Annotated in this window: 24 protein-coding genes; 12 read left to right on the top strand and 12 right to left on the bottom strand. The window is 67.7% G+C overall.

Going from position 1 to position 23,960, the window contains the following annotated elements; all coding sequences use genetic code 11:
* The first annotated feature begins 94 nt into the window (after positions 1-94).
* Entirely contained in the window at positions 95-1,054 is a 960-nt protein-coding gene (locus ACWESM_RS03520; protein WP_452490898.1) for a hypothetical protein, read from the top strand.
* A 25-nt stretch (positions 1,055-1,079) separates the two neighbouring features.
* On the opposite strand, the gene mgtE is transcribed toward ACWESM_RS03520, so the two are convergent.
* A complete protein-coding gene (gene mgtE, locus ACWESM_RS03525; RefSeq protein WP_355078750.1) occupies positions 1,080-2,444 on the bottom strand; it encodes a magnesium transporter in 1,365 nt (454 codons plus the stop codon).
* A gap of 782 nt (positions 2,445-3,226) precedes the next feature.
* On the opposite strand from mgtE, the gene ACWESM_RS03530 reads away from it, so the two are divergent.
* The 4 genes from ACWESM_RS03530 to ACWESM_RS03545 all read left to right on the top strand — a co-directional run bounded on the left by ACWESM_RS03530 (position 3,227) and on the right by ACWESM_RS03545 (position 7,167).
* Positions 3,227-4,309 (top strand): ABC transporter substrate-binding protein, encoded by a 1,083-nt coding sequence (locus ACWESM_RS03530; protein ID WP_355078749.1) that lies wholly within the window; start codon positions 3,227-3,229, stop codon positions 4,307-4,309.
* A complete protein-coding gene (locus ACWESM_RS03535) occupies positions 4,306-5,166 on the top strand; it encodes an ABC transporter ATP-binding protein (protein ID WP_355078748.1) in 861 nt (286 codons plus the stop codon). Before ACWESM_RS03530 ends, ACWESM_RS03535 begins: the two co-directional genes overlap by 4 nt.
* Positions 5,159-6,049, top strand: a complete 891-nt coding sequence (locus ACWESM_RS03540; RefSeq protein WP_355078747.1) for an ABC transporter permease — start codon at positions 5,159-5,161, stop codon at positions 6,047-6,049. The genes ACWESM_RS03535 and ACWESM_RS03540 overlap by 8 nt, the downstream gene beginning before the upstream one ends.
* A 170-nt stretch (positions 6,050-6,219) precedes the next feature.
* On the top strand, positions 6,220-7,167 hold the full coding sequence (locus tag ACWESM_RS03545) for a TauD/TfdA dioxygenase family protein (protein WP_364429400.1): 948 nt from the start codon (positions 6,220-6,222) through the stop codon (positions 7,165-7,167).
* 115 nt (positions 7,168-7,282) lie between these two features.
* On the opposite strand, the gene ACWESM_RS03550 is transcribed toward ACWESM_RS03545, so the two are convergent.
* Positions 7,283-7,822: a hypothetical protein gene (locus tag ACWESM_RS03550; RefSeq protein ID WP_364429403.1), complete on the bottom strand. Its 540-nt coding sequence runs from the start codon at positions 7,820-7,822 to the stop codon at positions 7,283-7,285.
* Between the two features lie 192 nt (positions 7,823-8,014).
* Between ACWESM_RS03550 and ACWESM_RS03555 the strand changes: the two genes are divergently transcribed.
* The gene (locus tag ACWESM_RS03555) at positions 8,015-9,007 is read left to right on the top strand and encodes an LLM class F420-dependent oxidoreductase (RefSeq protein WP_355078744.1); all 993 of its coding nucleotides are present in this window, start codon (positions 8,015-8,017) and stop codon (positions 9,005-9,007) included.
* Between the two features lie 61 nt (positions 9,008-9,068).
* Here ACWESM_RS03555 and ACWESM_RS03560 read toward each other — a convergent pair whose 3' ends face one another.
* From ACWESM_RS03560 to ACWESM_RS03580, 5 genes are all read right to left on the bottom strand, one after another.
* On the bottom strand, positions 9,069-9,893 hold the full coding sequence (locus ACWESM_RS03560; protein ID WP_355078743.1) for an SAM-dependent methyltransferase: 825 nt from the start codon (positions 9,891-9,893) through the stop codon (positions 9,069-9,071).
* 184 nt (positions 9,894-10,077) lie between these two features.
* Positions 10,078-12,159 (bottom strand): class 1b ribonucleoside-diphosphate reductase subunit alpha, encoded by a 2,082-nt coding sequence (gene nrdE, locus ACWESM_RS03565; RefSeq protein WP_355078830.1) that lies wholly within the window; start codon positions 12,157-12,159, stop codon positions 10,078-10,080.
* A 62-nt stretch (positions 12,160-12,221) separates the two neighbouring features.
* Positions 12,222-12,683: a class Ib ribonucleoside-diphosphate reductase assembly flavoprotein NrdI gene (gene nrdI, locus ACWESM_RS03570; protein ID WP_355078742.1), complete on the bottom strand. Its 462-nt coding sequence runs from the start codon at positions 12,681-12,683 to the stop codon at positions 12,222-12,224.
* Positions 12,684-12,750: 67 nt separating this feature from the next.
* The gene (locus ACWESM_RS03575) at positions 12,751-12,984 is read right to left on the bottom strand and encodes a redoxin NrdH (RefSeq protein WP_039799742.1); all 234 of its coding nucleotides are present in this window, start codon (positions 12,982-12,984) and stop codon (positions 12,751-12,753) included.
* A 392-nt stretch (positions 12,985-13,376) separates the two neighbouring features.
* Positions 13,377-13,946 (bottom strand): NAD(P)H-dependent oxidoreductase, encoded by a 570-nt coding sequence (locus ACWESM_RS03580; RefSeq protein WP_355078741.1) that lies wholly within the window; start codon positions 13,944-13,946, stop codon positions 13,377-13,379.
* 143 nt (positions 13,947-14,089) lie between these two features.
* Between ACWESM_RS03580 and ACWESM_RS03585 the strand changes: the two genes are divergently transcribed.
* Positions 14,090-14,695 (top strand): TetR/AcrR family transcriptional regulator, encoded by a 606-nt coding sequence (locus tag ACWESM_RS03585; protein WP_452490947.1) that lies wholly within the window; start codon positions 14,090-14,092, stop codon positions 14,693-14,695.
* 22 nt (positions 14,696-14,717) lie between these two features.
* Complete coding sequence (gene nadE, locus ACWESM_RS03590; protein WP_355078740.1) at positions 14,718-15,542, top strand: ammonia-dependent NAD(+) synthetase; 825 nt, start codon at positions 14,718-14,720, stop codon at positions 15,540-15,542.
* 126 nt (positions 15,543-15,668) lie between these two features.
* Here the strand turns inward: nadE and ACWESM_RS03595 are convergent, their stop codons facing one another.
* Positions 15,669-15,911, bottom strand: a complete 243-nt coding sequence (locus tag ACWESM_RS03595) for a MoaD/ThiS family protein (RefSeq protein ID WP_356961082.1) — start codon at positions 15,909-15,911, stop codon at positions 15,669-15,671.
* Entirely contained in the window at positions 15,904-16,962 is a 1,059-nt protein-coding gene (gene moaA, locus ACWESM_RS03600; RefSeq protein WP_356961080.1) for a GTP 3',8-cyclase MoaA, read from the bottom strand. The genes ACWESM_RS03595 and moaA overlap by 8 nt, the downstream gene beginning before the upstream one ends.
* A 231-nt stretch (positions 16,963-17,193) precedes the next feature.
* On the opposite strand from moaA, the gene ACWESM_RS03605 reads away from it, so the two are divergent.
* From ACWESM_RS03605 to ACWESM_RS03620, 4 genes are all read left to right on the top strand, one after another.
* Positions 17,194-18,438: a molybdopterin molybdotransferase MoeA gene (locus ACWESM_RS03605; protein ID WP_397276972.1), complete on the top strand. Its 1,245-nt coding sequence runs from the start codon at positions 17,194-17,196 to the stop codon at positions 18,436-18,438.
* On the top strand, positions 18,435-19,457 hold the full coding sequence (moaCB, locus tag ACWESM_RS03610) for a bifunctional molybdenum cofactor biosynthesis protein MoaC/MoaB (RefSeq protein ID WP_356961076.1): 1,023 nt from the start codon (positions 18,435-18,437) through the stop codon (positions 19,455-19,457). Before ACWESM_RS03605 ends, moaCB begins: the two co-directional genes overlap by 4 nt.
* Positions 19,444-19,878: a molybdenum cofactor biosynthesis protein MoaE gene (locus ACWESM_RS03615; protein ID WP_355077707.1), complete on the top strand. Its 435-nt coding sequence runs from the start codon at positions 19,444-19,446 to the stop codon at positions 19,876-19,878. The genes moaCB and ACWESM_RS03615 overlap by 14 nt, the downstream gene beginning before the upstream one ends.
* Positions 19,879-19,999: 121 nt before the next feature.
* On the top strand, positions 20,000-21,013 hold the full coding sequence (locus ACWESM_RS03620) for an AraC family transcriptional regulator (RefSeq protein WP_364429425.1): 1,014 nt from the start codon (positions 20,000-20,002) through the stop codon (positions 21,011-21,013).
* On the opposite strand, the gene ACWESM_RS03625 is transcribed toward ACWESM_RS03620, so the two are convergent.
* From ACWESM_RS03625 to ACWESM_RS03635, 3 genes are all read right to left on the bottom strand, one after another.
* Positions 21,003-21,194, bottom strand: a complete 192-nt coding sequence (locus ACWESM_RS03625; RefSeq protein WP_452490899.1) for a hypothetical protein — start codon at positions 21,192-21,194, stop codon at positions 21,003-21,005. The two genes, ACWESM_RS03620 and ACWESM_RS03625, sit on opposite strands and share 11 nt — an antisense overlap.
* A gap of 185 nt (positions 21,195-21,379) precedes the next feature.
* Complete coding sequence (locus ACWESM_RS03630) at positions 21,380-22,414, bottom strand: CobW family GTP-binding protein (protein WP_355077712.1); 1,035 nt, start codon at positions 22,412-22,414, stop codon at positions 21,380-21,382.
* Positions 22,415-22,508: 94 nt separating this feature from the next.
* Positions 22,509-23,867, bottom strand: a complete 1,359-nt coding sequence (locus tag ACWESM_RS03635) for an N-acetylmuramoyl-L-alanine amidase (protein WP_452490900.1) — start codon at positions 23,865-23,867, stop codon at positions 22,509-22,511.
* Positions 23,868-23,960 lie beyond the last annotated feature (93 nt).

Here is a 23,960-nt window from a genome sequence, read left to right on the forward strand (position 1 = left end):
GCGATGCCGGGCCCTCGCCTTGTCTCCGATCGCCGACCCGGCGGCGAAGACTCCGCGCCACAACTGTATTTCGATCCGAAGAGGGGGGTTCTCGATGTACCGACGACTGGCTCTGATCGCGGCGGTGCTGTTGACCGCTGCCGCGTGTCAGGACGACGGTCCGGCGGAGACTCCGCAGACCGGTGACGGATCCTTCTGGTCGACCGTGCCGCAGACCGACGACCAGCGTCTGGAAGTGCTGCGCCGCATGCGCGCGATGGACACCTGCGCGTTGCTGCCTCGAGCCGAACTGGCCGAAGTCGGGCAATTGCGCACCGTCGGCACCGACGGGCTGAACTCGTGCAGGGCCGAACTCGACAGCTCGGAACGCTACAAGGGAAAATCCGTCCGCTGGGCCATGGGGGGACCGGCGCCGGAAGTGAAGAACGATCGGGGTACCACCGAGCGACTCGGCGACGTGACCATCACCTTGCTGGCGGACAAGGACACACTGAGCGCCGAACAGGCCGGGCAACTCGTCCAGCGCTCCTGTTCGGCCACCGCACGCTTCCCCTCCTTCGCCGCGATCGGCCTGTGGGTGGACACGCCCTTGGGGGTCGAGCCGTGCCCGATCGCCAAGTCACTGATCACCACGGCGGTATCCGAATGGAAGCGGGAGCCACGTCAGGGCAGCGCGGCGGAGACGATCACCACCGTGCTGACCGGCGCCGACCCCTGCGCGGTGCTGCCGCGGCTCGGCGTCACGGCGGAACCCGCGCAACAGCGAGTCTCCAGCTGTACGTTCTCGTATCACGGCGACGAGATTCGTCTCGCGTACGAATACAGCGCGGAGTCGCTGGTCACCGCGGGCAGTCCGGCTTTCACCGTCGGCGACCGCACCGTCTACCGAGATGCCGCCGACGAACTGCGGTTCTACAACGTCGCGGTCGGACCGCCGCTCGCATCGGAGAACCGCGGTTCGCTCGGGCCGCGCCTACCCGCCATCTCGCTCACCGGCAAGGCTGACGCGGCCCTCGAAGATGTTGTGCGCCAAGTACTCACGCTCTTTCCGTAGGGCGATCGTCGAGCACACCGCGCCCTCAGATACCGAGGACCAGTTTGGCCGTCGTGAAGTAGATGATCAGCCCGGTGGCGTCGACCAGGGTGGTGACCATCGGGGCGGAGACGACCGCGGGGTCGATGCGCAGTTTCTTGGCCAGCAGGGGCATGGTGCCGCCGATGGTGGCGGCCCAGCCGCAGATCAGGACCAGTGTGATCCCGACGACCAGTGCGATGCGCGGACCGACGAACAAGGCCCCGATCGCCAGGCCGACGGACGCCAGCAGTGATCCCAGCACCAGACCTACCCGGCATTCCCGCCAGATCACCCGGAACAGGTCCGACACCCGGACCTCGCCGACCGCCACCGCCCGCACGCAGGCGGTGGCGGCCTGCGCGCCCGCGTTGCCGCCCGCGCCGATCAGCAGCGGGATGAACAGCGCCAGATGCGCCGCCTGCTGCAAGGTGCCCTCGAAGAAGTCGGTCACGCTCACCGTGAGGGTCGCCGCGAACAGCAACAGCAGCAGCCACAGCGCGCGGTAGCGGGCCAGCTGGAACACCCCGGCGGCCATGTAGTGGCCTTCCCACGGCGCGGAACCCGCCTGCAACGCGACGTCCTCGCTGTCGGCGGCCTCGATCACCTCGACCGCGTCATCGATGGTCAGCAGGCCGACCAGCCGGTCCTCGCTGTCCACCACCGGCAGGTTGATGTCGTTCGTCTCGCGCATCAAGCGGGCCGCCTTCTCCGCGGCGTCGGTGGCGCGCGCGAAGGCGGGCTCGGTGACGACCAGCTCCGACACCATCGTCTCCGGCTTGCTGAGCACCAGTTCGCGCAGCTCGACGATGCCGGTCAGCCGCCTGCCCGCGTCGACGACGGGCAGCGTGTACACCGTCTCGGCGTTGCCGCCCTTGGCCCGCACCATGCCGAGCGCTTCGGCCACCGTGAGGTCACGCGGCAGCGCCACCACCTCCGGCGTCATGTACTGCCCCGCGGACCCCTCCGGGTAGCCGAGCAGGCTCGCGGTCATCCGCCGCTCGCGCGGGCTCAGCCCGGCCAGCGCCTTCTTGGCGACCTTGGCGGGCGCCTCGCGCAGCATTCGGGCGCGGTCGTCGGGCGCCATGCCCTCGACCAGGTCGCGGAAGCTCTGATCGCGCAGCCCCTGCAGGATCTGCTGCTGGTCCACCGGCTCGAGTTCCTCGAAGACGGCCAGCGCCAGGTCTTTGTCGAGCAGGCGGAACGCCATCCCGGCCCGCACGGCATCCATCCGGGCGAGTTGATCGGCGATGACGTGCGGCGGGTGGTTGCCGAGCCAGTCCAGCGCGGCGTCCACGCGGCGGGTTTCGACGATGTCCTGGAGGGATTCGGACAGCGTCGGACGTACTTCGATGATGTCGGTCTGCGACATGAGAGGACCTCAGCACATGCGTGAGTGAACGGAGAGCTCGAAATTCACACCGCGGGCGCCGGCCCCTGCCGTCGCGACCTGACTAGGAATGCGAAGGGGCGGCGCCGCGCGGCCTTCGACTGGGAGGTTCGCTGCGCATCGCTACCCCACCTCCCTCTCGTCGCCGCCGCGGAACTCGGATATCCGCACCGTTCGGATCAACATCTCACGGACACGAAAATGTCCTCGTGCAGCTTACATCGCTTCGTAGACGATGATCACCTTACGACAGGGTGTTGTGACCGAAGCCGCTCCACACCGGGGTCCGCGCGTCATACGAGACCTCCGCACCGGGAAACCGCGACGCGACTCGTCCGCAGCGCAAGCGACGACCGCCGGGACGACCGGAACCGGGCGATGCGTTACCGCGCGTCAGCCTGACCCCTTCGTAGTCCATCGGCCGCCGTAAAACAGGGTTATACGCAGTCGGCGTCGAACTGTTGCTCCCACGCTTGGGAACCGGGACAGTGTTTGCCAGGCAAGTGCCGAAACAACATCGGCGCACGCAGGCACCAGTACAGCTCACGAAAGTTTCGAAGTGTCGACAGCCACCGCCCTGATCCGCCGTCGCGCGGTCGACTTCATGCGCGTTCCGCACGGAATCTGTTGCCGCTGAGGCAACGCGGCCCTCGTTTCCGACCGGATCCCGCACGGTCGTCCACCGCCGCATCGCTCCCGCTGTGGTGTCTCCGGACGCCGAGCGTCGAATCGCACGGCGTCTTCTCGTCTTCGAAAGAACAACAATGCCTTTCCCCACCTCGTCCCGGCGCGTCGCCCGCGCTCTCTCCGCCGCCGTAGCGGTGCTCACCGGGCTGTCCGTGCTCACCGGCTGCGGCGAGTCCGCACCCGCCAAGACCGCGGACGGCAAGACCGTGCTGCGCTACCAAGGCTCCACCGGGCAGGTGAGCGCCTTCGAATTGGCCGACGACCTAGGCTATTTCAGCAAGGTCAGCCTGCATTGGGAAGGCGACACCACCAGTGGCCCCGCCAATATCCAGGCCGCGGCGACGAACCAAGTCGAGTTCGGCAGCGCGTTCAACGGCGCGGTGGTCAAGCTGATCGCGGGCGGCGCGAAGGTCACCTCCGTGCTCAGTTCCTATGGCGCGGACGAGCAGTCGTTCACCGGTTACTACGTGCGTGACGATTCCGGCATCAACTCGCCGCGCGATCTGATCGGCAAGAAGGTCGCGGTCAACACCCTCGGCGCGCACCACGAATTCATCACCAGGGAGTGGCTGCATCAGCAAGGCCTGACCGAAGACGAGATCAAGCAGGTGCAACTGATCGTCGTGCCGCCGGCCAACACCGAGGAGGCGCTGCGCAAGGGACAGGTCGACGTCGCGGCCTTGGGTAGCGTCTTCCGGGACACCGCCCTCCAGCGCGGCGGCATCCACCCGCTCTACACCGACAAAGCCATCTTCGGCACGTTCGACTACGGCACCTATGTCTTCCGCAACGACTACATCGCCAAGAATCCCGAAGCGGTGGAGGACTTCGTGCAGGGCACCGCACGCGCTATCCGCTGGCTCCAGGTGACGCCCCGCGAGCAGGTGCGCGAGCGGTTCACCCAGATCATCAACAAGCGCGGCCGCAACGAGAACACCAACTTGGTGCCGTACTGGCTCAGCTCCGGAATCCCGGTGCCGGGTGCGGTGGTCGCGGACAAGGAACTGCAGATCTGGATCGACTGGCTGGTGCGCAACGGCGAACTGCCGAACGGCAAGTTGAAGGCAGCGGATCTGTTCACCAACAAGTTCAACCCCTACGCCAACGGCAAGTACAAGCCGGAGGCCGGGCCGACCGGAGAGGTGGTGGCCGCGAAATGACCACGACGGCGACGAAACTGTCGCTCACCGGAGTGAGCAAGCAGTTCGCGGTGCGCGGCTCGCACGAGCGATTCACCGCGCTCGACGACATCTCGCTGGAGCTGCGCGAGGGCGAATTCCTGGTGCTGGTCGGCCCGAGTGGTTCGGGCAAGTCCACGCTGCTGGACCTGCTGGGCGGGCTGAGCAAGCCCAGCTCCGGTGAGATCCTGCTGGACGGCAAGCCGATCACCGGCCCCGGCCTGGATCGCGGCGTCGTCTTCCAGCAGTACGCGCTGCTGCCATGGCGGACGGCCCGATCCAACATCGAATTCGGGCTGGAGGCCAAGGGTTTACGACGCAAGGCGCGCCGCGAACTCGCCGAGCACTATCTGGAGCTGGTCGGGCTAGCCGGTTTCGGCGACCGCTACCCGCACGAGCTGTCCGGCGGCATGAAACAGCGCGTCGCGATCGCGCGCAGTCTCGCGTTCGATCCCGAGGTGCTGCTGATGGACGAGCCGTTCGCCGCGCTCGACGCGCAGACCCGGGAGTCGTTGCAGGACGAACTGTTGCGCATCTGGCGGGCCACCGGCAAGACCGTCCTGTTCATCACCCACGGCATCGATGAGGCGGTGTACCTGGGCCAGCGGGTGGCCGTGCTGACCTCACGACCCGGGCGGATCAAGGCCATCGTCGACGTCGAGATCGACCGGGAAACCGACGACGACATCCGCTCCTCCGAACGCTTCCGGGATTACCGCCACGAGATCTGGACGCTGCTGCACAGCGAGGTCCAGCGGGCCGCGAGCCTGGAACTGAAGTCCTTGTCCGACCACACGGCCGACGTCGAATCCACCACCGAGAGGACGGCCAATGTCTAGTGCCATTCAGCTGAGCGAGCGGCCGGTACGGGAGAGCGCGGCCGCGCAGGCCCGGCCCGCCCAGGTGCGCAGGGCCGAGACCGCGCCCTCCGCCGGAACACAAGCCATCCGCGCGGTGAGCCGGTTGGCCTGGCGGGTGTTCAAACCGACCGTCGTCATCGCCCTGTTCCTGCTGCTGTGGCAGCTCGCCCCGACCCTCGGCCTGGTGGACGAGGTATTCCTGCCGCCGTTCTCGGTGGTCGCCCAGGCGTTCGCCGACCTGGTGGCGAGCGGGGAGATGTGGACCCACATCTCCGCGAGCCTGAACCGTTCGCTGGCCGGGTACTCGCTCGCGTTGGTAGCCGGCATTCCGGTGGGCATCGCGATCGCCTGGTACAAGCCGGTCGCGGACTTCCTGAACCCGATTCTCGAACTGTTCCGCAACACCGCGGCGCTGGCGTTGCTGCCGGTGTTCCTGCTGATCCTGGGCATCGGCGAGACCTCGAAGGTCGCCATCGTCGTCTACGCGAGCTTCTTCCCGATTCTGCTGAACACCATCACCGGCGTGCGCACCGTCGATCCGCTGCTCGTCAAATCCGCCGCCTCCCTCGGTTTCTCGCCGTTGCGGCTGTTCCAGAAGGTGATCCTGCCCGCGGCGCTGCCGTCCATCTTCACCGGCCTGCGGATGGCCGCCGCCAGCTCGATCCTCGTGCTGCTGGCCGCCGAGATGTTCGGAGCCAGGGCCGGTCTCGGCTATCTGATCACCGCCGCGCAGCAGAACTTCGCGATCCCGAACATGTACGCGGGCATCCTCGCCATCTCGCTGCTCGGCCTCGCCTTCAACGGCCTGCTGGTCGCCCTGGAACGCCGCCTGTCGCGGTGGCGCGCCCCGGCGAACGCCTGATAACCGTGCCCGCCCACCCCGCGCTCGGAAGGCAGTCGTCGTGCAGGCGCTGACCAAACGTCGCGTCGTCGACTTCATGCGCGTCTGCGGCAGCGCTTGTCGCCTTGCCGCAGACCCCGCATCTCCGGTTGCCGCCGGCCCGATCCTCTGATCCGAAATGAGTTCTTCCGATGACCGCTGTACACGAATCCCCCGTCTCGACCGCTACCGATGGCGCGGTGCACGTCGCTCCCGTCGCCGGGCACATCGGCGCCGAGATCTCCGGCGTCGATCTCCGTGAGTCGCTGACCGACCAGCAGGTCGAGGCCATCACCGACGCGCTGCACACCTACAAGGTGCTGTTCTTCCGCGATCAGCACATCGATCACGCACAGCAGATCGCCTTCTCCCGCCGCTTCGGCGCGGTCACGCCGTCGCACCCGTACGACGACGACGCGCCGACGGAGTACCCGGAGATCCTCGCGGTCGACAGCCGGCTGTACGAGAAGCGGTTCGGTGTGCGCAAGCACAGCTACACCAACCACTGGCACACCGATGTCTCCGCGCTGATCAACCCGCCCGCGGCCTCCATTCTGCGCGCCGAGATCGCCCCGGAGCGCGGCGGCGACACCGGCTGGACGAACCTCGTCGCCGCCTACGAGAACCTGCCCGAGTCGCTCAAGCGCTTCGCCGAAGGGCTGCGCGCCGAGCACCGCTTCGGCGGCAACAGGCCGGCCTGGAACTCCGACAGCGACTACGCGAAGAAGGTCGCGGCCGCGCCGCTGGTCACCGAGCACCCGGTCGTCCGGGTGCACCCGGTGACCGGTGAGCGGGCGCTGTTCGTCAACCCCGGCTTCACCACCCGGATCGTCGGGCTCACCCCGAGCCAGAGCGACGCGGTGTTGAAGCTGCTGTTCGACGAGGTCACCCACCCCGCCTACACGGTCCGCTTCCGCTGGCAGAAGGGCAGCATCGCGTTCTGGGACAACCGGGTCACCGCGCATCTCGCCCCGAGCGATCTGGACCACCTCGATGTCACCCGGGTGCTGTACCGCACCACCCTCGAGGGCGATATCCCGGTCGGCGTCGACGGTGAGCCGTCGAAGTCCGTCGCCGGTGAGAAGTTCACCGGCGCGTAGGGATCGAACAGACGCGATCGGCCGAGCGCGCGAGCTCCCGGCCGATTTCGTGCGGTCACAGCACGCGAGCCGAAGCGCTCGAACCGGAAACCGGCTCCCGGCCCCGCGCACCGGACTACAGGTGCGCCCGCGGAAACCGATCCGTCGTCTCCAGCACGGCCCGCTCCGCGTCCTCCCAGGTCGGGACGTGTCGCACCCACTCGGGGACCGGCTCCGACTGCGCGCCGAACAGCAATCGGTGCGGCACTACCTCACGCAGCGCACGGTGAACGTCGACGCGATCGTCGATCATGTGCGTGATGCCGAGTTCGGCGCAGTGCACCGCCTTGTCCGCCCGGGCACGGCAGAAGCGCACGTTCTCCCGGGCGATCCCGGTGCGGTCGTAGAAGTCGTGGTGATCGAGCCACTGGCGGGTGCGCTGCTCGATCCGCGGGCCACATTTGGATATCACCCAGGCGCGCCCCTCGAACCGCCGGACCAGGCGCGGCAGTACCTCGAAAGCGCCCACGCTGGGCGGCGTGCGCAGCGCCTCCTCGAGCCCGCCGGAGAGGAACACCGTGTCCTCGTCCCCGGGCGCTAGAGCGGCCCCCTGGATGACCCGGCCGAAATCGACGCCGAGCCGAGGCTGCGTTTTCTTTGTTCCAGCGTGCGACATTCGCCCTCCATATATCGCCAGCGAATTCTGTTGGTGAGCAGCCTTCCGGAATGACCCATTCGGTTAGGGCGATCGCATCAATTCGATGCGTCGAGCGCCGAACGGTTGCCAGCGCGCGGCGCACTGGTAACAGTGAGGTAGAGGCCGCGGCGCTCGCCGCGGCCGTTTCGGGTACACACGAAGGAGATATTCGTGCGCTTCGGCATCTTCGTCCCGCAGGGTTGGCGGCTCGATCTGGTGGGCATCGATCCGGCGGACCAATGGGGGGTGATGCGAGACCTCGCCCAGCGCGCCGATGCGAACCCGGTGTGGGAATCGCTGTGGGTGTACGACCACTTCCACACCGTTCCGGTGCCCACCGAGGAGGCGACGCACGAAGCGTGGTCGCTGATGTCGGCGTTCGCCGCGACCACCTCGCGTATCCGCTTGGGCCAGATGTGTACCGCGATCAGCTACCGCAACCCGGCCTATCTGGCCAAGGTGGCCGCGACGGTCGACCTGATCTCCGGCGGACGCGTCGAGATGGGCATCGGCGGTGGCTGGTACGAACACGAGTGGCGCGCCTACGGCTACGGATTCCCGTCCGCGGGCGAACGGCTGGGCCGCCTCGACGAAGGCGTGCAGATCTTCCGGCAGGCGTGGACCACCGGTTCGGCCACCCTCGACGGCAAGTACTACCAGGTGGACGGCGCGATCGTGCGCCCGCTTCCCCTCCAGCAGGGCGGGATTCCGCTGTGGATCGCTGGTGGAGGCGAGAAGAAGACGCTGCGCATCGCGGCGAAATACGCCCAGTACACCAACTTCAGCGGCAATCCCGACGAGTTCACCCACAAGTCCGAGGTGCTGCGCGCGCATTGCGCCGACGTCGGCACCGACTTCGACGCGATCGTCCGCAGTTCCAACTTCAATGTCGTCATCGGCTCCACGCAGGCCGAAGTAGAGGATCGCCTGGAGGCGCTGAAAGCCCGCCTGACGCCCGTCATCGGCGCCGACGCGGCCAAGTCCTACTTCGAGCAGCTTTACAACAGCGGCGCCGCCACCGGCACCCCCGAGCAGATCGCCGAGAACCTGCGCCGGGTCCGCGACCTCGGCCTCGGCTACGCCATCTTCAACTTCCCCGAAGCCGCCTACGACACCTCCGGCATCGAACTCTTCGAACGCGAAGTGCTCCCGGCCCTGAGCTGATCACGCGGGGCAGGACTCACGAGCACCGAGCCTCCGTGATTCCTGCCCCGGGAAGGTCCGCCTACCACACCTTACGGCCGACCGCGCTCCAGCAGTTCACTTGCGAGTCGAGCCAAGACGGCGACTCGCCCTGCGGACGCCATTGATTGGTGACGACGATTCCCGGGTCCAATAGTTCCAACCCGGTGAAGAAGCGGGCGAATTCGTCCCGCGTGCGCGTCTGGGCATAGACCCCGCTCTGCCGGTACACGTCGAGTGCGTCGGTCATCATCTCCGGTTCGAGGTCGGCGGTGATGTGCGAGACCACGAGGAACGATCCCGGCGCGAGAGCATCCATCAATGTCTCGACGATCCCGTAGGGGTCCTGCTCGTCGGCCAGGAAATGCAGCACGGCGACCAGGCTCAGCGCCACGGGGCGCTCCAGGTCCAGGGTCTCGCGGAGTTCGGGCGCGGACAAGATCGCCGCGGGGTCCTTCAGGTCGGCGTCGACGTACGCGGTGCGGCCCTCCGGCGTGCCGGTGAGCAGGGCGCGGGCATGGGTCAGCACGATCGGGTCGTTGTCCACGTAGACCACCCGCGCTTCGGGCGTCGGCGCCTGCGCCACCTGGTGCAGGTTCGGCTCGGTGGGGATGCCGGTGCCGACGTCGAGGAACTGCGTCACGCCCAACTCGGTCAGCGCGTTCACCGCACGGTGCATGAACGACCGGTTCTGCCGAGCCGCGACCCTGGTGGTGGGAAACGCCGCGATCACTTTCTCGGCCGCGTCCCGATCCACTTGATAGTGGTCTTTCCCACCCAGCACATAGTCGTATATTCGAGCGCTGCTCGGCACACTCGCGTCATGAATCGGCCTGAGCGGCTTCCCATTGCCGCCGAGATCGGTCATCGTCGTTCCCATCACTACCGGATCGCTTCTGCCCCAGCTTATTCCAGGCGCTGACGGCCTACCGCACGCGATGCGAGGAAGAGCGCAGGATGGGGTTGCGCTTCGAGCGTAGGCGAGTGCGCGATCTCAGCGGCCGCAGAATGCGAAAAGGGCCCCCTTCCGGAGGCCCTGTTCGCAACCCGAACTACAGCATGCAGGAGACGCAACCTTCGACTTCTGTTCCCTCCAAGGCCATCTGACGCAGCCGGATGTAGTAGAGGGTCTTGATGCCCTTGCGCCAGGCGTAGATCTGGGCGCGGTTGAGATCGCGGGTGGTGGCGGAGTCCTTGAAGAACAACGTCAGCGACAGGCCCTGGTCCACGTGCTGGGTGGCCGCGGCGTAGGTGTCGATGATCTTCTCGTAGCCGATCTCGTAGGCATCCTCGTAGTACTCGAGGTTGTCGTTGGTCATGTAGGGCGCCGGATAGTAGACGCGCCCGATCTTGCCTTCCTTGCGGATCTCGATCTTCGACGCCACCGGGTGGATGGAGCTGGTGGAGTGGTTGATGTAGGAGATCGATCCGGTCGGCGGCACCGCCTGCAGGTTCTGGTTGTAGATGCCGTGCTCCATGACCGAGGCCTTCAGCTCGCGCCAGTCGTCCTGGGTCGGGATGTGCACGCCCGCGTCGGCGAACAGTCGCCGGACGCGCTCGGTCTTCGGCTCCCACACCTGATCGGTGTACTTGTCGAAGTACTCACCGCTGGCGTACTTCGATTCGGGGAAGCCGCCGAAGTACGTACCGCGCTCGATCGCGATCCGATTCGACGCCCGGATCGCGTGATAGACCACGGTGTAGAAGTAGATGTCGGTGAAGTCGATGCCCTCTTCGGACCCGTAGTGGACCCGTTCGCGCGCCAGGTAGCCGTGCAGATTCATCTGCCCGAGGCCGATGGCGTGGGAGAGGTTGTTGCCCTGCTCGATGGAGGGCACCGAGTAGATGTGGGTCTGGTCCGACACCGCCGTCAGCGCCCGGATGGCCACCTCGATGGTCTGCGCGAAATCGGGTGAGTCCATCGTCTTGGCGATGTTCAGCGACCCGAGGTTGCAGGAGATGTCCTTGCCCACCTTGGCATAGGACAGATCGTCGTTGAACTCCGACGGCGTGGAGACCTGCAGGATCTCCGAGCACAGGTTGGAGTGGGTGATCTTGCCCGCGATCGGGTTCGCCCGGTTCACCGTGTCCTCGAACATGATGTACGGATAACCCGACTCGAACTGCAACTCGGCGATGGTCTGGAAGAACTCGCGCGCCTTGATCTTCGACTTGCGGATGCGCTTGTCGTCGACCATCTCGTAGTACTTCTCGGTGACGTCGATGTCGGCGAACGGCTTGCCGTAGATGCGTTCCACGTCGTACGGCGAGAACAGGTACATGTCCTCGTTCTTCTTGGCCAGCTCGAAGGTGATGTCCGGGATGACCACGCCCAGCGAGAGCGTCTTGATGCGGATCTTCTCGTCCGCGTTCTCCCGCTTGGTGTCCAGGAACCGGTAGATGTCCGGGTGGTGCGCGTGCAGGTAGACCGCGCCCGCGCCCTGCCGCGCGCCGAGCTGGTTGGCGTAGGAGAACGAGTCCTCGAGCAGCTTCATGATCGGGATGACGCCCGAGCTCTGGTTCTCGATCTTCTTGATCGGCGCACCGTGCTCGCGAATGTTGCTCAGTAGCAGCGCCACTCCGCCGCCGCGCTTGGACAGCTGCAACGCGGAGTTGATCGAGCGCCCGATCGACTCCATGTTGTCCTCGATGCGCAGCAGGAAGCACGACACCGGCTCGCCACGCTGCTTCTTGCCCGAGTTCAGGAAGGTCGGGGTGGCCGGCTGGAAACGGCCTTCGATGATCTCGTCGACCAGTTGGCCCGCCAGCGCCTCGTCACCGGCGGCGAGCGTGAGCGCGACCATGCACACCCGGTCCTCGAACCGCTCCAGGTAGCGCTTGCCGTCGAAGGTCTTCAGCGTGTACGAGGTGTAGTACTTGAACGCACCGAGGAAGGTGGGGAACCGGAACTTCTTGGCGTAGGCCTGCTTGAACAGCTTCTTGATGAACGCGCGGCTGTACTGCTCGAGAACCTCGGCCTCGTAGTAGTTCTCCTCGATCAGGTAGTCCAGCTTCTCGTCCAGGTTGTGGAAGAAGACGGTGTTCTGATTGACGTGCTGCAAGAAGTACTGGTGGGCGGCCTCACGGTCCTTGTCGAACTGGATCTCCCCGTCCGGGCCGTACAGGTTCAGCATCGCGTTGAGGGCGTGGTAGTCGAGGACCTCGCCCGCCTCGCCGCCGCGGACCGGGGGCTGCTCTAAGCGAGCTGTCTTTCCGGCCGGTGCTGTCGTTGCTGTTGCCAAAACAATCCCAATCCCTCTCGGACGCGCTCGACGTCCTCAGCGGTTCCCATAAGTTCGAAGCGATACAGGTACGGCACCCCGCACTTGCGTGCGATGAGCTCGCCCGCGTAGCAGAAGGTGTCGCCGAAGTTCGTGTTGCCCGCCGCGATCACCCCGCGCAGCAACGCGCGGTTGTGCGGGTCGTTGAGGAACTTGGCGACCTGCCTCGGCACGAAGTCCTTGTCGGAACGATCGCCCCCCAGTACGTGCCGACCGCCCCCGTAGGTGGGGACGATCAGCACGTACGGATGGTCTACGCGCAGCGAGTCGGCGGTGTGCAGTGGTATGCGAGTCGCCGGGAGACCCAGCTTCTCGACGAAGCGATGCGTGTTCTCCGAAGCGCTGGAGAAGTAGACCAGCGCCGTCGTCTCCGACATGGTCGCCTTCCTCTTCTCGGGAGCGCCGTAGCGCTCGCCCTCGGATGAACCGGAAGCGGTGGAAGCGTCAGGCCGCCACGGTCGCGAGCGACTTGATGCGGTCGGGACGGAAGCCCGACCAGTGATCGTCCCCCGCCACCACGACCGGCGCCTGCAGGTACCCGAGTGCCATGACGTAGTCACGCGCCTCGTCGTTCTCCGAGATGTCGATGACCTCGTAGTCCACCCCGGCCTTGTCGAGGGCCTTGTAGGTGGCGTTGCACTGGACGCAAGCGGGCTTGGTGTACACGGTGACGGTCATTGATGTCCCTCTCTCCTTGTGCCTGATCCACAGCCTGTGATCCGTTGCAATTCACGATCCGACGTATGCTGCGCAAACTCCTGGATCCGAGCTCGAATCCCCTGATCAGCCACCTGTGGCCGACTCGTGCCGAGTGAGGTCTCTCGCCGTCTTCCAGTACCGAAGACACTACACCTAGTGGCCGACAGATTCCTACAACACGACATGTAGCGAGTCACATTGATGAAATTCCATCGAGAGAAGTACCAGTACGCTCGATTCACCCCGACACAAAACAGTGGCGCAGATCACTCCACGGCGCGTCAGCTTACTTTCAGCAAACTTTCCGGCAAACGAAGAGGGCCACCGCTGCGCCCCGCAGCGATGGCCCTCGTTCAGACCGGAGAAGGAGCTTACACCGACGCCAATTCGCCGCGCGTGGCCTCCACCAAGTCGCGCACCGTACCGGCCAGCTGGGTCAGCGCCTCGGCATCGTCACGCGGATGCGTGGCGCCGAACCGCTCGCCGATGACCCCGAAGTGCAGGTGCGCGGACTCGACCACCCGCGCGCCCGCCACGCCCAGCGCCTTGACCGCGTCGCCGTGCGCCCACTGGGCGGCGTTCGGGCTGATCGATGCGCTCACCACGGCGGTGGGCTTGCTCTTGATCGCTCCCGCGCCGTAGGGACGGGAAGCCCAGTCGATCGCGTTCTTCAGCACCGCCGACAGCGTGCCGTTGTATTCCGGGGTCACCACCAGCAGGCCGTCCGCCTCGGCGACCGCGTCGCGCAGCGCCTGAGCGGCCGCGGGGACGGAGCCGGGGACATCGATGTCCTCGTTGTAGAACGGGATGTCGGCGAGCCCTTCGTAGAGAGTGACCTCGACACCCTCCGGCGCGCTGTGCGCCGCGGCCTCGGCGAGCCGCCGGTTGACCGACGCGGCGCGCAGGCTGCCGACGAGTGCGAGAATGCGGGTCTGGCTCATGACGACTCCTGGTGTACTGATGAGGTGGTGTCCGTACGTTCACCACACACTAACCGGACCATGGTCCGATTACTTCCCGCGGAGCCTGCGTGAGCGCTGTGAACTACCCCACACCGGACGCGTCGACCGATGGCGCACCTCGGCTGCTCGACGTCGGCACGCCATTGCCGGGCACCTCGGAGCCCGCCGAGCGCGCCGACGCGGCGCGCAACCGTCAACTGCTCCTGGACGCGGCGCAGCAACTGGTGCGAGAGCACGGCGTCGACAGCCTCACCATGGACGCGCTGGCCAAACGCGCCGGGGTCGGCAAGGGCACGGTGTTCCGGCGGTTCGGAAGCAGATCCGGCCTGCTGCTCGCGCTGCTGGACCACTCGGAGCGGAAGTACCAGGAGTCGTTCATCTTCGGGCCGCCGCCGCTCGGACCGGGCGCGCCCCCGGTGGAACGACTGGTCGCCTTCGGGCGGGCCAGGCTCCTGGACATCGAGGTGGCAGGCGAGCTACACCGCGCCGCCGAGCTCGGCGAGGCGAGCGAACGCTATTCCGGTGGACCGTACGGACTACAGCGCGCGCACGTCGTGATGCTGTTGCGGCAGGCCGACATGCCCGGGGAGGTCGCGCTGGTCGCCGACTGGCTGCTGGCGATGCTCGGCGCAGCGCTGGTCATGCACCAGATGCAAGTGCTCGGCTTCACCCGCGAGCAGATCGGCGACAACTGGGAGCTCGTCGTTCGGCGCGTCGTCGCCCGCTGAGCCGCCAGTAGACTCGGGCGCCATGGGGAACCTGCGTGCACAGATCATCAGTGAATTGGGCGTCCGGCCCACGATCGAACCGAAGGAAGAGATCCGCCGCCGGGTCGATTTCCTCAAGGACTATCTGAACGCGACTCCCGCACGAGGTTTCGTCCTCGGCATCAGCGGCGGACAGGACAGCGCTCTCGCGGGCCGGTTGTGCCAGCTCGCGGCCGAAGAACTGCGCGCGGACAGCGTGGACGCGACCTTCCTCGCCGTGCGGTTGCCCTACGGCGTCCAGGCCGACGAGGCCGACGCGCGCACCGCCCTGACGTTCATCCGGCCCGACCGGCAGGTCGTGGTCAACGTCCGGCCCAGCGCGAACGCCGCGGCCGCCGAGGCGGCGTCCGCCTTGCAGGTCCACCAGCTGCGTGACTTCGTGCGCGGCAATATCAAAGCGCGCGAACGCATGGTGATCCAGTACGCGCTGGCCGGGCAGGAGAATCTGCTCGTGGTCGGCACCGACCACGCGGCCGAGGCGGTCACCGGATTCTTCACCAAGTACGGCGACGGCGGCGTCGACCTGACCCCGCTCACCGGTCTGACCAAGCGCCAGGGCGCCGCCCTGCTCCAGGAACTCGGCGCGCCCCCGAGCATCTGGTCCAAGGTGCCCACCGCCGATCTGGAGGACGACCGGCCCGCCCTGCCCGACGAGGAAGCGCTCGGTCTGCGCTACAGCGAGATCGACGACTACCTGGAGGGCAAGGAGGTGACCCCCGAGGTCGCCGAACGGCTGGAGAGCATCTTCCACAACACCCGTCACAAGCGCACCGTCCCGGTGACGCCGCTGGACACCTGGTGGCGCTAGCCCTTCGGGGGGACCTCGGCGTCCGGCGAGGAGCGCCGCCGTGCAGCGTCGTCGCTCACGAAAACCGCGCACCTCATCGACACCTGGCACAGCTGGTCGTGGCGGCGCTGGATGTGAACGCGCCGCCTAGCCGCCCGCGAAGGGTGGCAGGACGTCGACGCGCGGGCTCAGCGCGACCGCGGGATCTCGGGTGAGTTCGTCACCGACCAGGTAGGCGCACACCGACAACATCTTGTCCAGGTCCGGGCCGTAGGCCGCCGCCAGGGTCGCGCGCAAGTCGGCCACCGTCGCTCCGGCCGGGAGGTCGAGCGTCTCGCCGTCCTTGCCGACGGCGTCGGCGATCGCGGCGAAGTAGCGGATCTCAACCACCGATGGCTCCCATCGTCCGCTCCGGCGGGACGAAGCCCTCGGCGTCGATGCCGTGACCGGCCCACTTGTTCCACATCGCACCGCGCCAGAGCGTCGCGAGTTCCTCGTCGTCGGCGCCGGAGCGCAGTGCCTGGCGCAGGTCGAATTCCTGGTCGCTGAACAGGCAGGAGCGCAGCATGCCGTCCGCGGTGAGCCGGGTGCGGTCGCAGGTGTCGCAAAACTTCCTGGTCACCGTGGCGATGATGCCCACGGTGCCGGGCCCGCCGTCGACCAGCCACTTCTCCGCGGGCGCCGACGGATCGGAGCGGCCCACCTCGTCGAGGGAGAACCGGGCGCCGAGCACGTCGAGCAGTTCGGCGGCGGTGACCATGTTGGCGCGGGCCCACTCGTGGTCGGCGTCCAGCGGCATCTCCTCGATGAAACGCAGCTCACAGCCCTCGTCCAGGCACCAGCGCAGCAGATCGGGCGCGCCGGAGAGGGTCTCCCGCATCAAGACGGCGTTGACCTTCACCGGGGCCAGCCCGGCGGCGCGGGCGGCGCGGATGCCCGCGAACACCGATTCGAGGCGGTCGCGGCGCGTCAACCGCGCGAAACCGGCCCGATCCACGGTGTCCAGCGAGACGTTCACCCGGTGCAGACCGGCGGCGGCGAGGCCGATCGCGCGGTGCTCTAGCCCGATGCCGTTGGTCGTCATGGCCAGCGGGATGTGCGGCACCTCGGCATGACAGCCCGAGATGATCTGTTCCAGGTCGCGGCGCATCAGCGGCTCGCCCCCGGTGAAGCGGACCTCGCGCACCCCCAGCTCCAGCACCGCGAGGCGCACCAGCCGGACGATCTCGTCCACCGTGAGCAGTTCGTGCCGGGGAATCTCCGGCAGCCCCTCCTCCGGCATGCAATAGGTACAGCGCAGCGAACACTTCTCGGTGATGGACACACGTAGGTCGCGGGCGACGCGTCCGAAACGATCCAGCAAATAGGGGGTGTCGGGACGGCCGGCGAGCGAGGGACGCCCGGAACGCACGGCCGGAATCCCGATCTCGACCAGAGTCACACGTCCATTATGACCGCCTGCCCCAATTCGTTCGCGGGCGGAATGCTCGATTTCGGCTCACTTCGGCCGCGGACAGGCGGTGAGGCCTTGCCACGGCGTCCGGCGACCTGCGCATGGCGGCAGAGGCGGAGAACCGCCCGGACCGGGCGTTAGGCGTACCTCCGCCTTCGCTCCGGCCATGCGCAGGCTGAGGACGGACTACGTCCGACCGCACCCATTAGGCTGACTCGCATGAACCCTCGGCCCGCCGGCGTCTCGGCCAGGCCCGTCGACGACTATCGCGACAGCATCGAACAGCTGCTGCGGCCACTGGCCGCGCGCGCGGTCGAGTCCGTCGCGGTGCCGCGGGCGCTGGGCAGGCAGCTGGCCGAAGACGTCCGTTCGCCGATCGATCTGCCGGTGTTCCGCAACTCCGCGATGGACGGGTACGCGGTGCGTGCCGAATCGGTGCTGGTCGCGCCGGTCACCCTGCCTTTGGCAGGCGTCGTCGCGGCGGGAGCCGCCGGCCGCGCGCCGCTGCCGCCCGGTGCGGCGATGAAGGTGATGACCGGTGCGCCGATCCCGCCCGGCGCGGACTGCGTGGTGCCGGTGGAGGACACCCGCGTCGGCGACGGCACGGTGACCATCGAGCGCGGCCGCAGCGCGGGGGAATTCGTGCGGGAACCGGGCACGGACGTCCGGACCGGTGACCTGCTCGCACGGGCGGGCATCACGCTCGCGCCCCGGCATGTCGCCGCCCTGGCCGCGGTCGGGCTGTCCGCGGTGGCGGTCTTCCGCGCGGTGCGCGGCGCGGTGATCACCACCGGCGACGAGCTGGTCGCGGCCGGAAAGCCGCTGCGCCCCGGCCAGATCTACAACTCCAACGGCGTCGCCCTCGCCGCGGCGCTCACCGCGAACGGCGTCGAGGTCGTCTCGGTGGCGCACAGTACCGACGATCCGGCGCGTTTCCGCGGGCTGCTGTCGGACGCGATGGAGCGCGCCGATGTGGTGTTCACCTCCGGTGGTGTGTCCAAGGGCGACTTCGAGGTGGTCAAGGACGTGCTCGAACCGATGGGCGGACGGTTCGGCTCGGTCGCGATGCAACCGGGCGGCCCGCAAGGGCTGACCGTCGTCGACGGTGTGCCGGTGCTCAGTTTCCCCGGCAACCCCGTCAGCACGATGGTGTCGTTCGAGGTGTTCGCCCGCCCGATCCTGCGGCGCCTCGCCGGTCTGCCCGAGGTGGACACCTACGAGCTCCCCCTGTTCAACGCCGTGCCGCGCTCGCCGGAGGGCAAGCGTCAGTTCCTGCGGGGGAGGCTGATCCGTGGGCACTCGAGTGAGTCGGCCGCGTCCGGACGGCCGCGTGCGGTCGAGGTGGTGTCCGGTCCGGGCTCGCATCTCGTGGCGGCCATGGCGAAAGCCGACGTGCTGATCGATGTACCCGCCGAGGTCACCGCTCTGCCCGCGGGCGCGGTTGTGCGAGTGTGGACCTTATGAGCGAGTTGTCCCATGTCGACCACGAAGGTCGCGCCCGCATGGTCGATGTGAGCGCGAAGAGCGAGACCACCCGGATCGCCGTCGCGGCAGGCGAGTTGCGCACCACGGCCGAGGTGGTCGCGCTGGTACGGGCCGACGACATGCCGAAGGCGGACGTGCTGTCCACCGCCCGCATCGCGGGCATCGCGGGGGCGAAGAAGACCTCCGAGTTGATCCCGCTGTGCCATCAGCTGGCGCTGTCGTCGGTGCGGGTGGAGTTCGGTTTCACCGACACCGCCATCACCATCGAGGCCACCGCGAAGACCAAGGGTCCGACGGGTGTCGAGATGGAGGCGCTCACCGCGGTCGCGGTCGCGGGTCTCACCCTGCACGACATGGTGAAGGCGGTCGACCCCGCGGCAGTGCTCACCGGCGTGCGCCTGCTGACCAAAGAAGGCGGCAAACACGGTCATTGGGAGCGCCCCGACGACGCGGCCTCGGACGAGAGCGAGGACGAGCCGGTCACCGCCGACTACGCCGAGCCCGAATTCGACGAGGAGGAACGCTCGGCCGTGGTGCTGGTCGCGTCGACCGGGGTCGCGGCGGGCACCCGCGTCGACACCACCGGTCCGGTGCTCGTGGACTGGCTGTCCGGCCTCGGCTTCTCGGTGCGGGGCCCGCTGGTCTACGCCGACGCCGAGATCGAATTCGGACTCGCCGACGCGCTGCGCTTCGAACCCGCACTGGTCATCAGCACCGGTGGGACCGGCGCCTCCCCCACCGACGCCACCCCGGAGGCCACCCTCGCCTTGCTCGATCGCGAACTACCCGGTGTGGCGGAGGCGATCCGGCAGCGCGGCACCGCGAAGTTCCCGCTGGCGGCGCTGAGCCGCGGCGTGGCGGGACTCGCGGGACGCTCGGTGATCGTGAATCTGCCCGGGTCGCCGGGCGGCGTGAAAGACGGCATCGCGGTGCTGGAACCGCTGCTGGATCATCTGCTCGCACAAGTCGCCGGAGGTGGAAGTCATGACAACGGCTGAGGCTACGGTCCGGCTCGCCCGGATCAGCGACCAGCCGCTGGACCCAGCGGAGGTCGAGGAGGCGGTGTCCGGATCGCATTACGGCGCTGTCGTGGTGTTCACCGGGAAAGTCCGCGACCACGATGGCGGACAAGCCGTTTCGGCCCTGGAATACTCCGCGCACCCGCAGGCGGAGCGGTTCCTGCACACCGTCTGCGCCGAACTCGCCGCCACGCACGGCCTGCCGGTCGCGGCCGTGCACCGCGTCGGCTCGCTCGACATCGGTGACCGCGCGATCGTCGTCGCGGTGGCGGCGGCGCATCGCGGCGCGGCGTTCGCGGCGTGCGCGGAACTGGTGGACCGGATCAAACACGAAGTTCCGATCTGGAAGCGCCAGCTGTTCGCCGACGGACTGTCGGAATGGGTGAACGCCTGCGGGTGATCTGACCGTGACGTGAATCTCATGACGAATCAACACGTCCGGTATAGCGTGTGCGCGCGGTATCGCTTCACTCGGAGACCGACGGTGCGCCGATCGGTCGCGTGGCAGAAGGGAGCACGCGATGGGAACCGATCAGGTTCTGCTCCACCGGTTCGTCATCTCGCAACTCATCGCGGCCGGGGTGGACCGCGACCGGCTGCTCCGGGAAACCGGATTGCCGGAGTGGACCATGGCGGGCGAGGACCTGCACCTGCCCAGCCAGATGTTCTCCCGGCTGTGGGAGATCGGTGAACTCGAACTCGGCGATCCGGACGTCGCCCTGAACGTGGCGAGCCGCTACGAACTGACCTGCCTGGGGCTCTACGACTATCTGTTCTCCTCGGCGCCGACACTGGGGGCCGGACTGGCGACCTGCGGTCCGTACGTCACCGCGGTGACTACCAACCACCGGTTCGACCTGGTCGCGGAGAACGACGACGAAGTCACCTTGTATCTGGACATGATCGACGGGGAAGGCCGCGGCCGCGATCTCACCCAACTCTGGGGGCTGAGCGCGGTGCTCAGCCGGGCGCGGCGCGTGGTGCGTGAACCGCTGGCCCCGGTGCGGGTCGCGCTGCGCCAGCACGCGCCCACCAAGATCGACACCTTCATCGAGGTGTTCGGCACCACCGCGATCGAGTTCGACGCGCCGGTGGACGCTATGACCTTCCGCGCCTCGGACATGGATCTGCCGCTGACCACCAGCGATCCGGTCCTGGCCGGCATCCTGCAACCCTTGGCCGCCGCGCTTCCGCCACCGCCGCCGCTGGCCACCGCATGGCCCGAACGCGTCGCGGCCGCCCTGGCGGACTGCCTGGAGGACGGCGACGCGTCCCTGGAGCGGGTGGCGCGGAGGCTGGCCACCAGCCCGCGCACGCTCCAGCGGCGGTTGCGCGAGGCGGGTACCACGTGGCGCGCCGAGCTGGACCGGGCGCGCGGCGCGCGGCTGGTCGCCGCGACCGCCACAGGGCCGCTGAGCCCCTCGCGCCAAGCCGAGATCCTCGGCTACTCCGACCCGGGATCGCTGCGGCGCGCGGCTCGGCGCTGGTCGCTGGCCACCCACGCGCCGCGCACCGAGCGGAGCTTCACGGCCTGAGGAAACGCGCGGCGATCGACCAGAAGGTCGCGTCCTCGATCGCCCGGAAATCCCAGCTGTTGGTGAGTGCGTGGGTCTCGGCGACGATCGCGGGAACGTCGAAGTCCTCGCGGGTGGCGGTGCCCTTGGCCTCCAGCACCTCGATGACGTACGCGGTGGCGCTCTCCATGGAATCTGACACGGGAAACTCCCATCGGTCGCAGGACGATTCGGTCGGTAACGGATCGGCTGCCGAGCGGCGCCGCGCGCGGCAATACGCTCCCGGTGCCCACCGACCGGCGGACACGCATCCAGTCTCATGAAAAGACCGCTCTGTCACCAGCACCGAACACGACATGTCGCGACCGAACGCGCCAATCTGCGCGCTCAGTGCGGCGTATAACGCCATACCCCGAGCATGCTCTGCGAATCGAGCGGTTCGGCGTCGTCGTGCACCGTGTCACGAAGCCGCGCCATGGCCTTGTCGGTGTGCAGACCGGCACCGATGAGCACCAGCTGCGCCCCCCGCGATTCGCCGCGCGACCAGCCGCCCGGCTCGAAGACGATGTGGCGGCCGACCATGTGCAGGACGAATTTCCTGCGTTCGCCCGCCACCCCGAAGGCGGCGAAGCCCTTGGCCCGGAACAATCCCGGTGGCGGGTCCTCCAGGAAGCCGATCAGTTTGCGCGGGTCCAGCTCCCGGTCGCTGGCGAAGGAGACGCTGGTGTAGTCGTCGTGCAGATGGCGGTGCCCGGCGTGGTCGTGGTGCTCGTGCTCGACCAGCAGTTCGTCGAAGCTCAGTTGCTCGGCCACCAGCTGGCGTTCGCGTCGCGGTCGGTCGAACAGCAGTCCGGGATCGATCCGGCCGTGGGTGGTCGCGTACACCGGCACCGAGCCGACCAGCGCCGCGATGTCCGCACGCAGCCGTGCGAGCTGCTCGGGCGCCACCCGATCGGCCTTGTTCACCACCACCAGGTCGGCCAGCCGCACATGAGTGCGCAGCTCCGGATGCCGGGCACTGCTGTCCGGGAACTGTTCGGCGTCGACCACCTCGACCAGGCCGCCGTAGCGCAGGCGCGGATTGTCGCTGCCGACCACCATCCGGATGAGATTGCGCGGCTCGGCCAAGCCGCTGGCCTCCACCACGATCACGTCGATTCCGGCGCGCGGCTGCGTCAGCCGGGTGAACAGCTCGTCCAGTTCGGTGACGTCGACGGCGCAGCACACGCAGCCGTTGCCGAGCGAGACCATCGCGTCGACCTGCCCGGCGACCAGCATCGAATCGACGTTGATCGCCCCGAAGTCATTGACCACCACGCCGATCCGGGTCCCCCGGTTGTTTCGCAGCAAATGATTGAGCAGCGTGGTCTTCCCCGAACCGAGAAACCCCGCGACGAGCACAACAGGAATCCGGTCAGCCATTCCGCTCACCCTAGTGCGCCGCGAGACCCGCGGGAAAAGCCGGACGCCACCCTCGCCGTGGTGAGGGTGGCGTCCGGTGGGTTCGGTGCGCGGACTATTTCGCGGGGCCCAGCAGCATGCCCGCCAGGCTGTAACCGAGATTGATCAACTCCGTGCTGATGGCGTTGTTGTCCAGCCCGAGCATCTTCGCCAACGGCATCAGCAACTCCATGATCGAAGCGTTGCCCCCGGCGGCCCCGGGGGACTGCTGTGCGTTCGGCGTGCCCGGCGACTGGGTTCCGGAAGTACCCGGCGATTTCGGCGCCGCCGACGCACCGGGTGACTGCGGTGTCGCGGTTCCTGGAGCCGGTTTCGGCGTCGTGGTGCTGGGAACCGACTGCGCCTGCGGCACCGCCGGTGCCGCAGGGCTCTGCGGCACACCGGGAGTCGTGTAACTCTGCGGCACCGCGGGAATCACCTGGGCCTGCGGTACCGCCGGGTTCGTCTGAGCCTGGGGAGCGAACGGGTTCGTCTGGGCTTGGGGGGCGAACGGGTTCGTCTGGGCCTGCGGCGTTCCCGGCGTCGGAGCCTGCGGCGTTTCCGGGGCGACCGCGGGATGGTCGAACGACGCACCCTGCGGGGTGCTCTGGCCGCCCTGCTGATTCGGCGCGGCACTCGGCTGCGGTGTGCCGAGCAGGTAACCGACCACGCCGGTGGTCAGCGCGATCGCGTGCTTGAGCTGCCCGTCCGGTGTCTCCAGCGACGCCGCGTCCTCGGGATTGGCGCCATTGCCCATCTCGAGGAAGACGAGCGGAACGGTGGTCAACGCGGGCCCGGCGATGTCCGTGCGGGTCTGCAGACCGTCCACCACCCCGCCGTAGTTGGCGGGCGGGAATCCCGCATCGCGATACGCGTCGCGCACCGACTTGGACGCGGCGAGTCCCGCTCCCGCCTGGACCTGATCGACGATCAGATTCGGGATGGGCAGCTCCGGGATGATCAGGTGGAATCCGCGATCCTGCGCGGGCGCGCTGTCGGCATGGATGCTCACGGCGACGTCGGCGCCGGACTGGCTCGCCGCGCGGGCCCGTTCGTCGACGCAGCCGCCCCAGTTCATATCGTCCTGGCGGCTCAGCACGACGTGCGCGCCGAGCGTCTCCAGCGATGTCTTGACGACCTGCGCGACGTTCCAGGTGATGGTGTGCTCGGGAACGCCGTTCATCGTGGTCATGCCGGTGGTCTGGCAGTCCTTGGTGCCGCCGCGACCATCGCTGACCTGTCTGGCCAAGTCCTGGGAGTGGCTGGACCCCTGGTGGCCGGGGTCCAGGAATACGGTCTTGCCTGCGAGTTTCTTCGACATGTCCAGCGGCGACGGCGCCGCCTGCGCGCTGGCCGGAAGCAATCCGGACAACGTCACCGTTACCGCGGCCGTGACCGCGGTGCAGATACCGGCTTTGACGATGCTTGGCTTCATAGTGCGGTCGGTGCCCCGGGATGGGGCACCCCTCCCTTCCCACTTGTAACACCAAACCCAATGGTCACTCTGGCAACGCATGTATCAGCAAAG

This window comes from Nocardia sp. NPDC003999, from assembly GCF_053604885.1.

Excerpts from the sequence above, each read along its gene's own strand:
- ACWESM_RS03520 (WP_452490898.1), top strand. The coding sequence starts at position 95 with ATGTACCGACGACTGGCTCTGATCGCGGCGGTGCTGTTGACCGCTGCC.
- mgtE (WP_355078750.1), bottom strand. The coding sequence starts at position 2,444 with ATGTCGCAGACCGACATCATCGAAGTACGTCCGACGCTGTCCGAATCC.
- ACWESM_RS03530 (WP_355078749.1), top strand. The coding sequence starts at position 3,227 with ATGCCTTTCCCCACCTCGTCCCGGCGCGTCGCCCGCGCTCTCTCCGCC.
- ACWESM_RS03535 (WP_355078748.1), top strand. The coding sequence starts at position 4,306 with ATGACCACGACGGCGACGAAACTGTCGCTCACCGGAGTGAGCAAGCAG.
- ACWESM_RS03540 (WP_355078747.1), top strand. The coding sequence starts at position 5,159 with ATGTCTAGTGCCATTCAGCTGAGCGAGCGGCCGGTACGGGAGAGCGCG.
- ACWESM_RS03545 (WP_364429400.1), top strand. The coding sequence starts at position 6,220 with ATGACCGCTGTACACGAATCCCCCGTCTCGACCGCTACCGATGGCGCG.
- ACWESM_RS03550 (WP_364429403.1), bottom strand. The coding sequence starts at position 7,822 with ATGTCGCACGCTGGAACAAAGAAAACGCAGCCTCGGCTCGGCGTCGAT.
- ACWESM_RS03560 (WP_355078743.1), bottom strand. The coding sequence starts at position 9,893 with ATGACCGATCTCGGCGGCAATGGGAAGCCGCTCAGGCCGATTCATGAC.
- nrdE (WP_355078830.1), bottom strand. The coding sequence starts at position 12,159 with ATGCTGAACCTGTACGGCCCGGACGGGGAGATCCAGTTCGACAAGGAC.
- nrdI (WP_355078742.1), bottom strand. The coding sequence starts at position 12,683 with ATGTCGGAGACGACGGCGCTGGTCTACTTCTCCAGCGCTTCGGAGAAC.
- ACWESM_RS03575 (WP_039799742.1), bottom strand. The coding sequence starts at position 12,984 with ATGACCGTCACCGTGTACACCAAGCCCGCTTGCGTCCAGTGCAACGCC.
- ACWESM_RS03580 (WP_355078741.1), bottom strand. The coding sequence starts at position 13,946 with ATGAGCCAGACCCGCATTCTCGCACTCGTCGGCAGCCTGCGCGCCGCG.
- nadE (WP_355078740.1), top strand. The coding sequence starts at position 14,718 with ATGGGGAACCTGCGTGCACAGATCATCAGTGAATTGGGCGTCCGGCCC.
- ACWESM_RS03605 (WP_397276972.1), top strand. The coding sequence starts at position 17,194 with ATGAACCCTCGGCCCGCCGGCGTCTCGGCCAGGCCCGTCGACGACTAT.
- moaCB (WP_356961076.1), top strand. The coding sequence starts at position 18,435 with ATGAGCGAGTTGTCCCATGTCGACCACGAAGGTCGCGCCCGCATGGTC.
- ACWESM_RS03615 (WP_355077707.1), top strand. The coding sequence starts at position 19,444 with ATGACAACGGCTGAGGCTACGGTCCGGCTCGCCCGGATCAGCGACCAG.
- ACWESM_RS03620 (WP_364429425.1), top strand. The coding sequence starts at position 20,000 with ATGGGAACCGATCAGGTTCTGCTCCACCGGTTCGTCATCTCGCAACTC.
- ACWESM_RS03630 (WP_355077712.1), bottom strand. The coding sequence starts at position 22,414 with ATGGCTGACCGGATTCCTGTTGTGCTCGTCGCGGGGTTTCTCGGTTCG.
- ACWESM_RS03635 (WP_452490900.1), bottom strand. The coding sequence starts at position 23,867 with ATGAAGCCAAGCATCGTCAAAGCCGGTATCTGCACCGCGGTCACGGCC.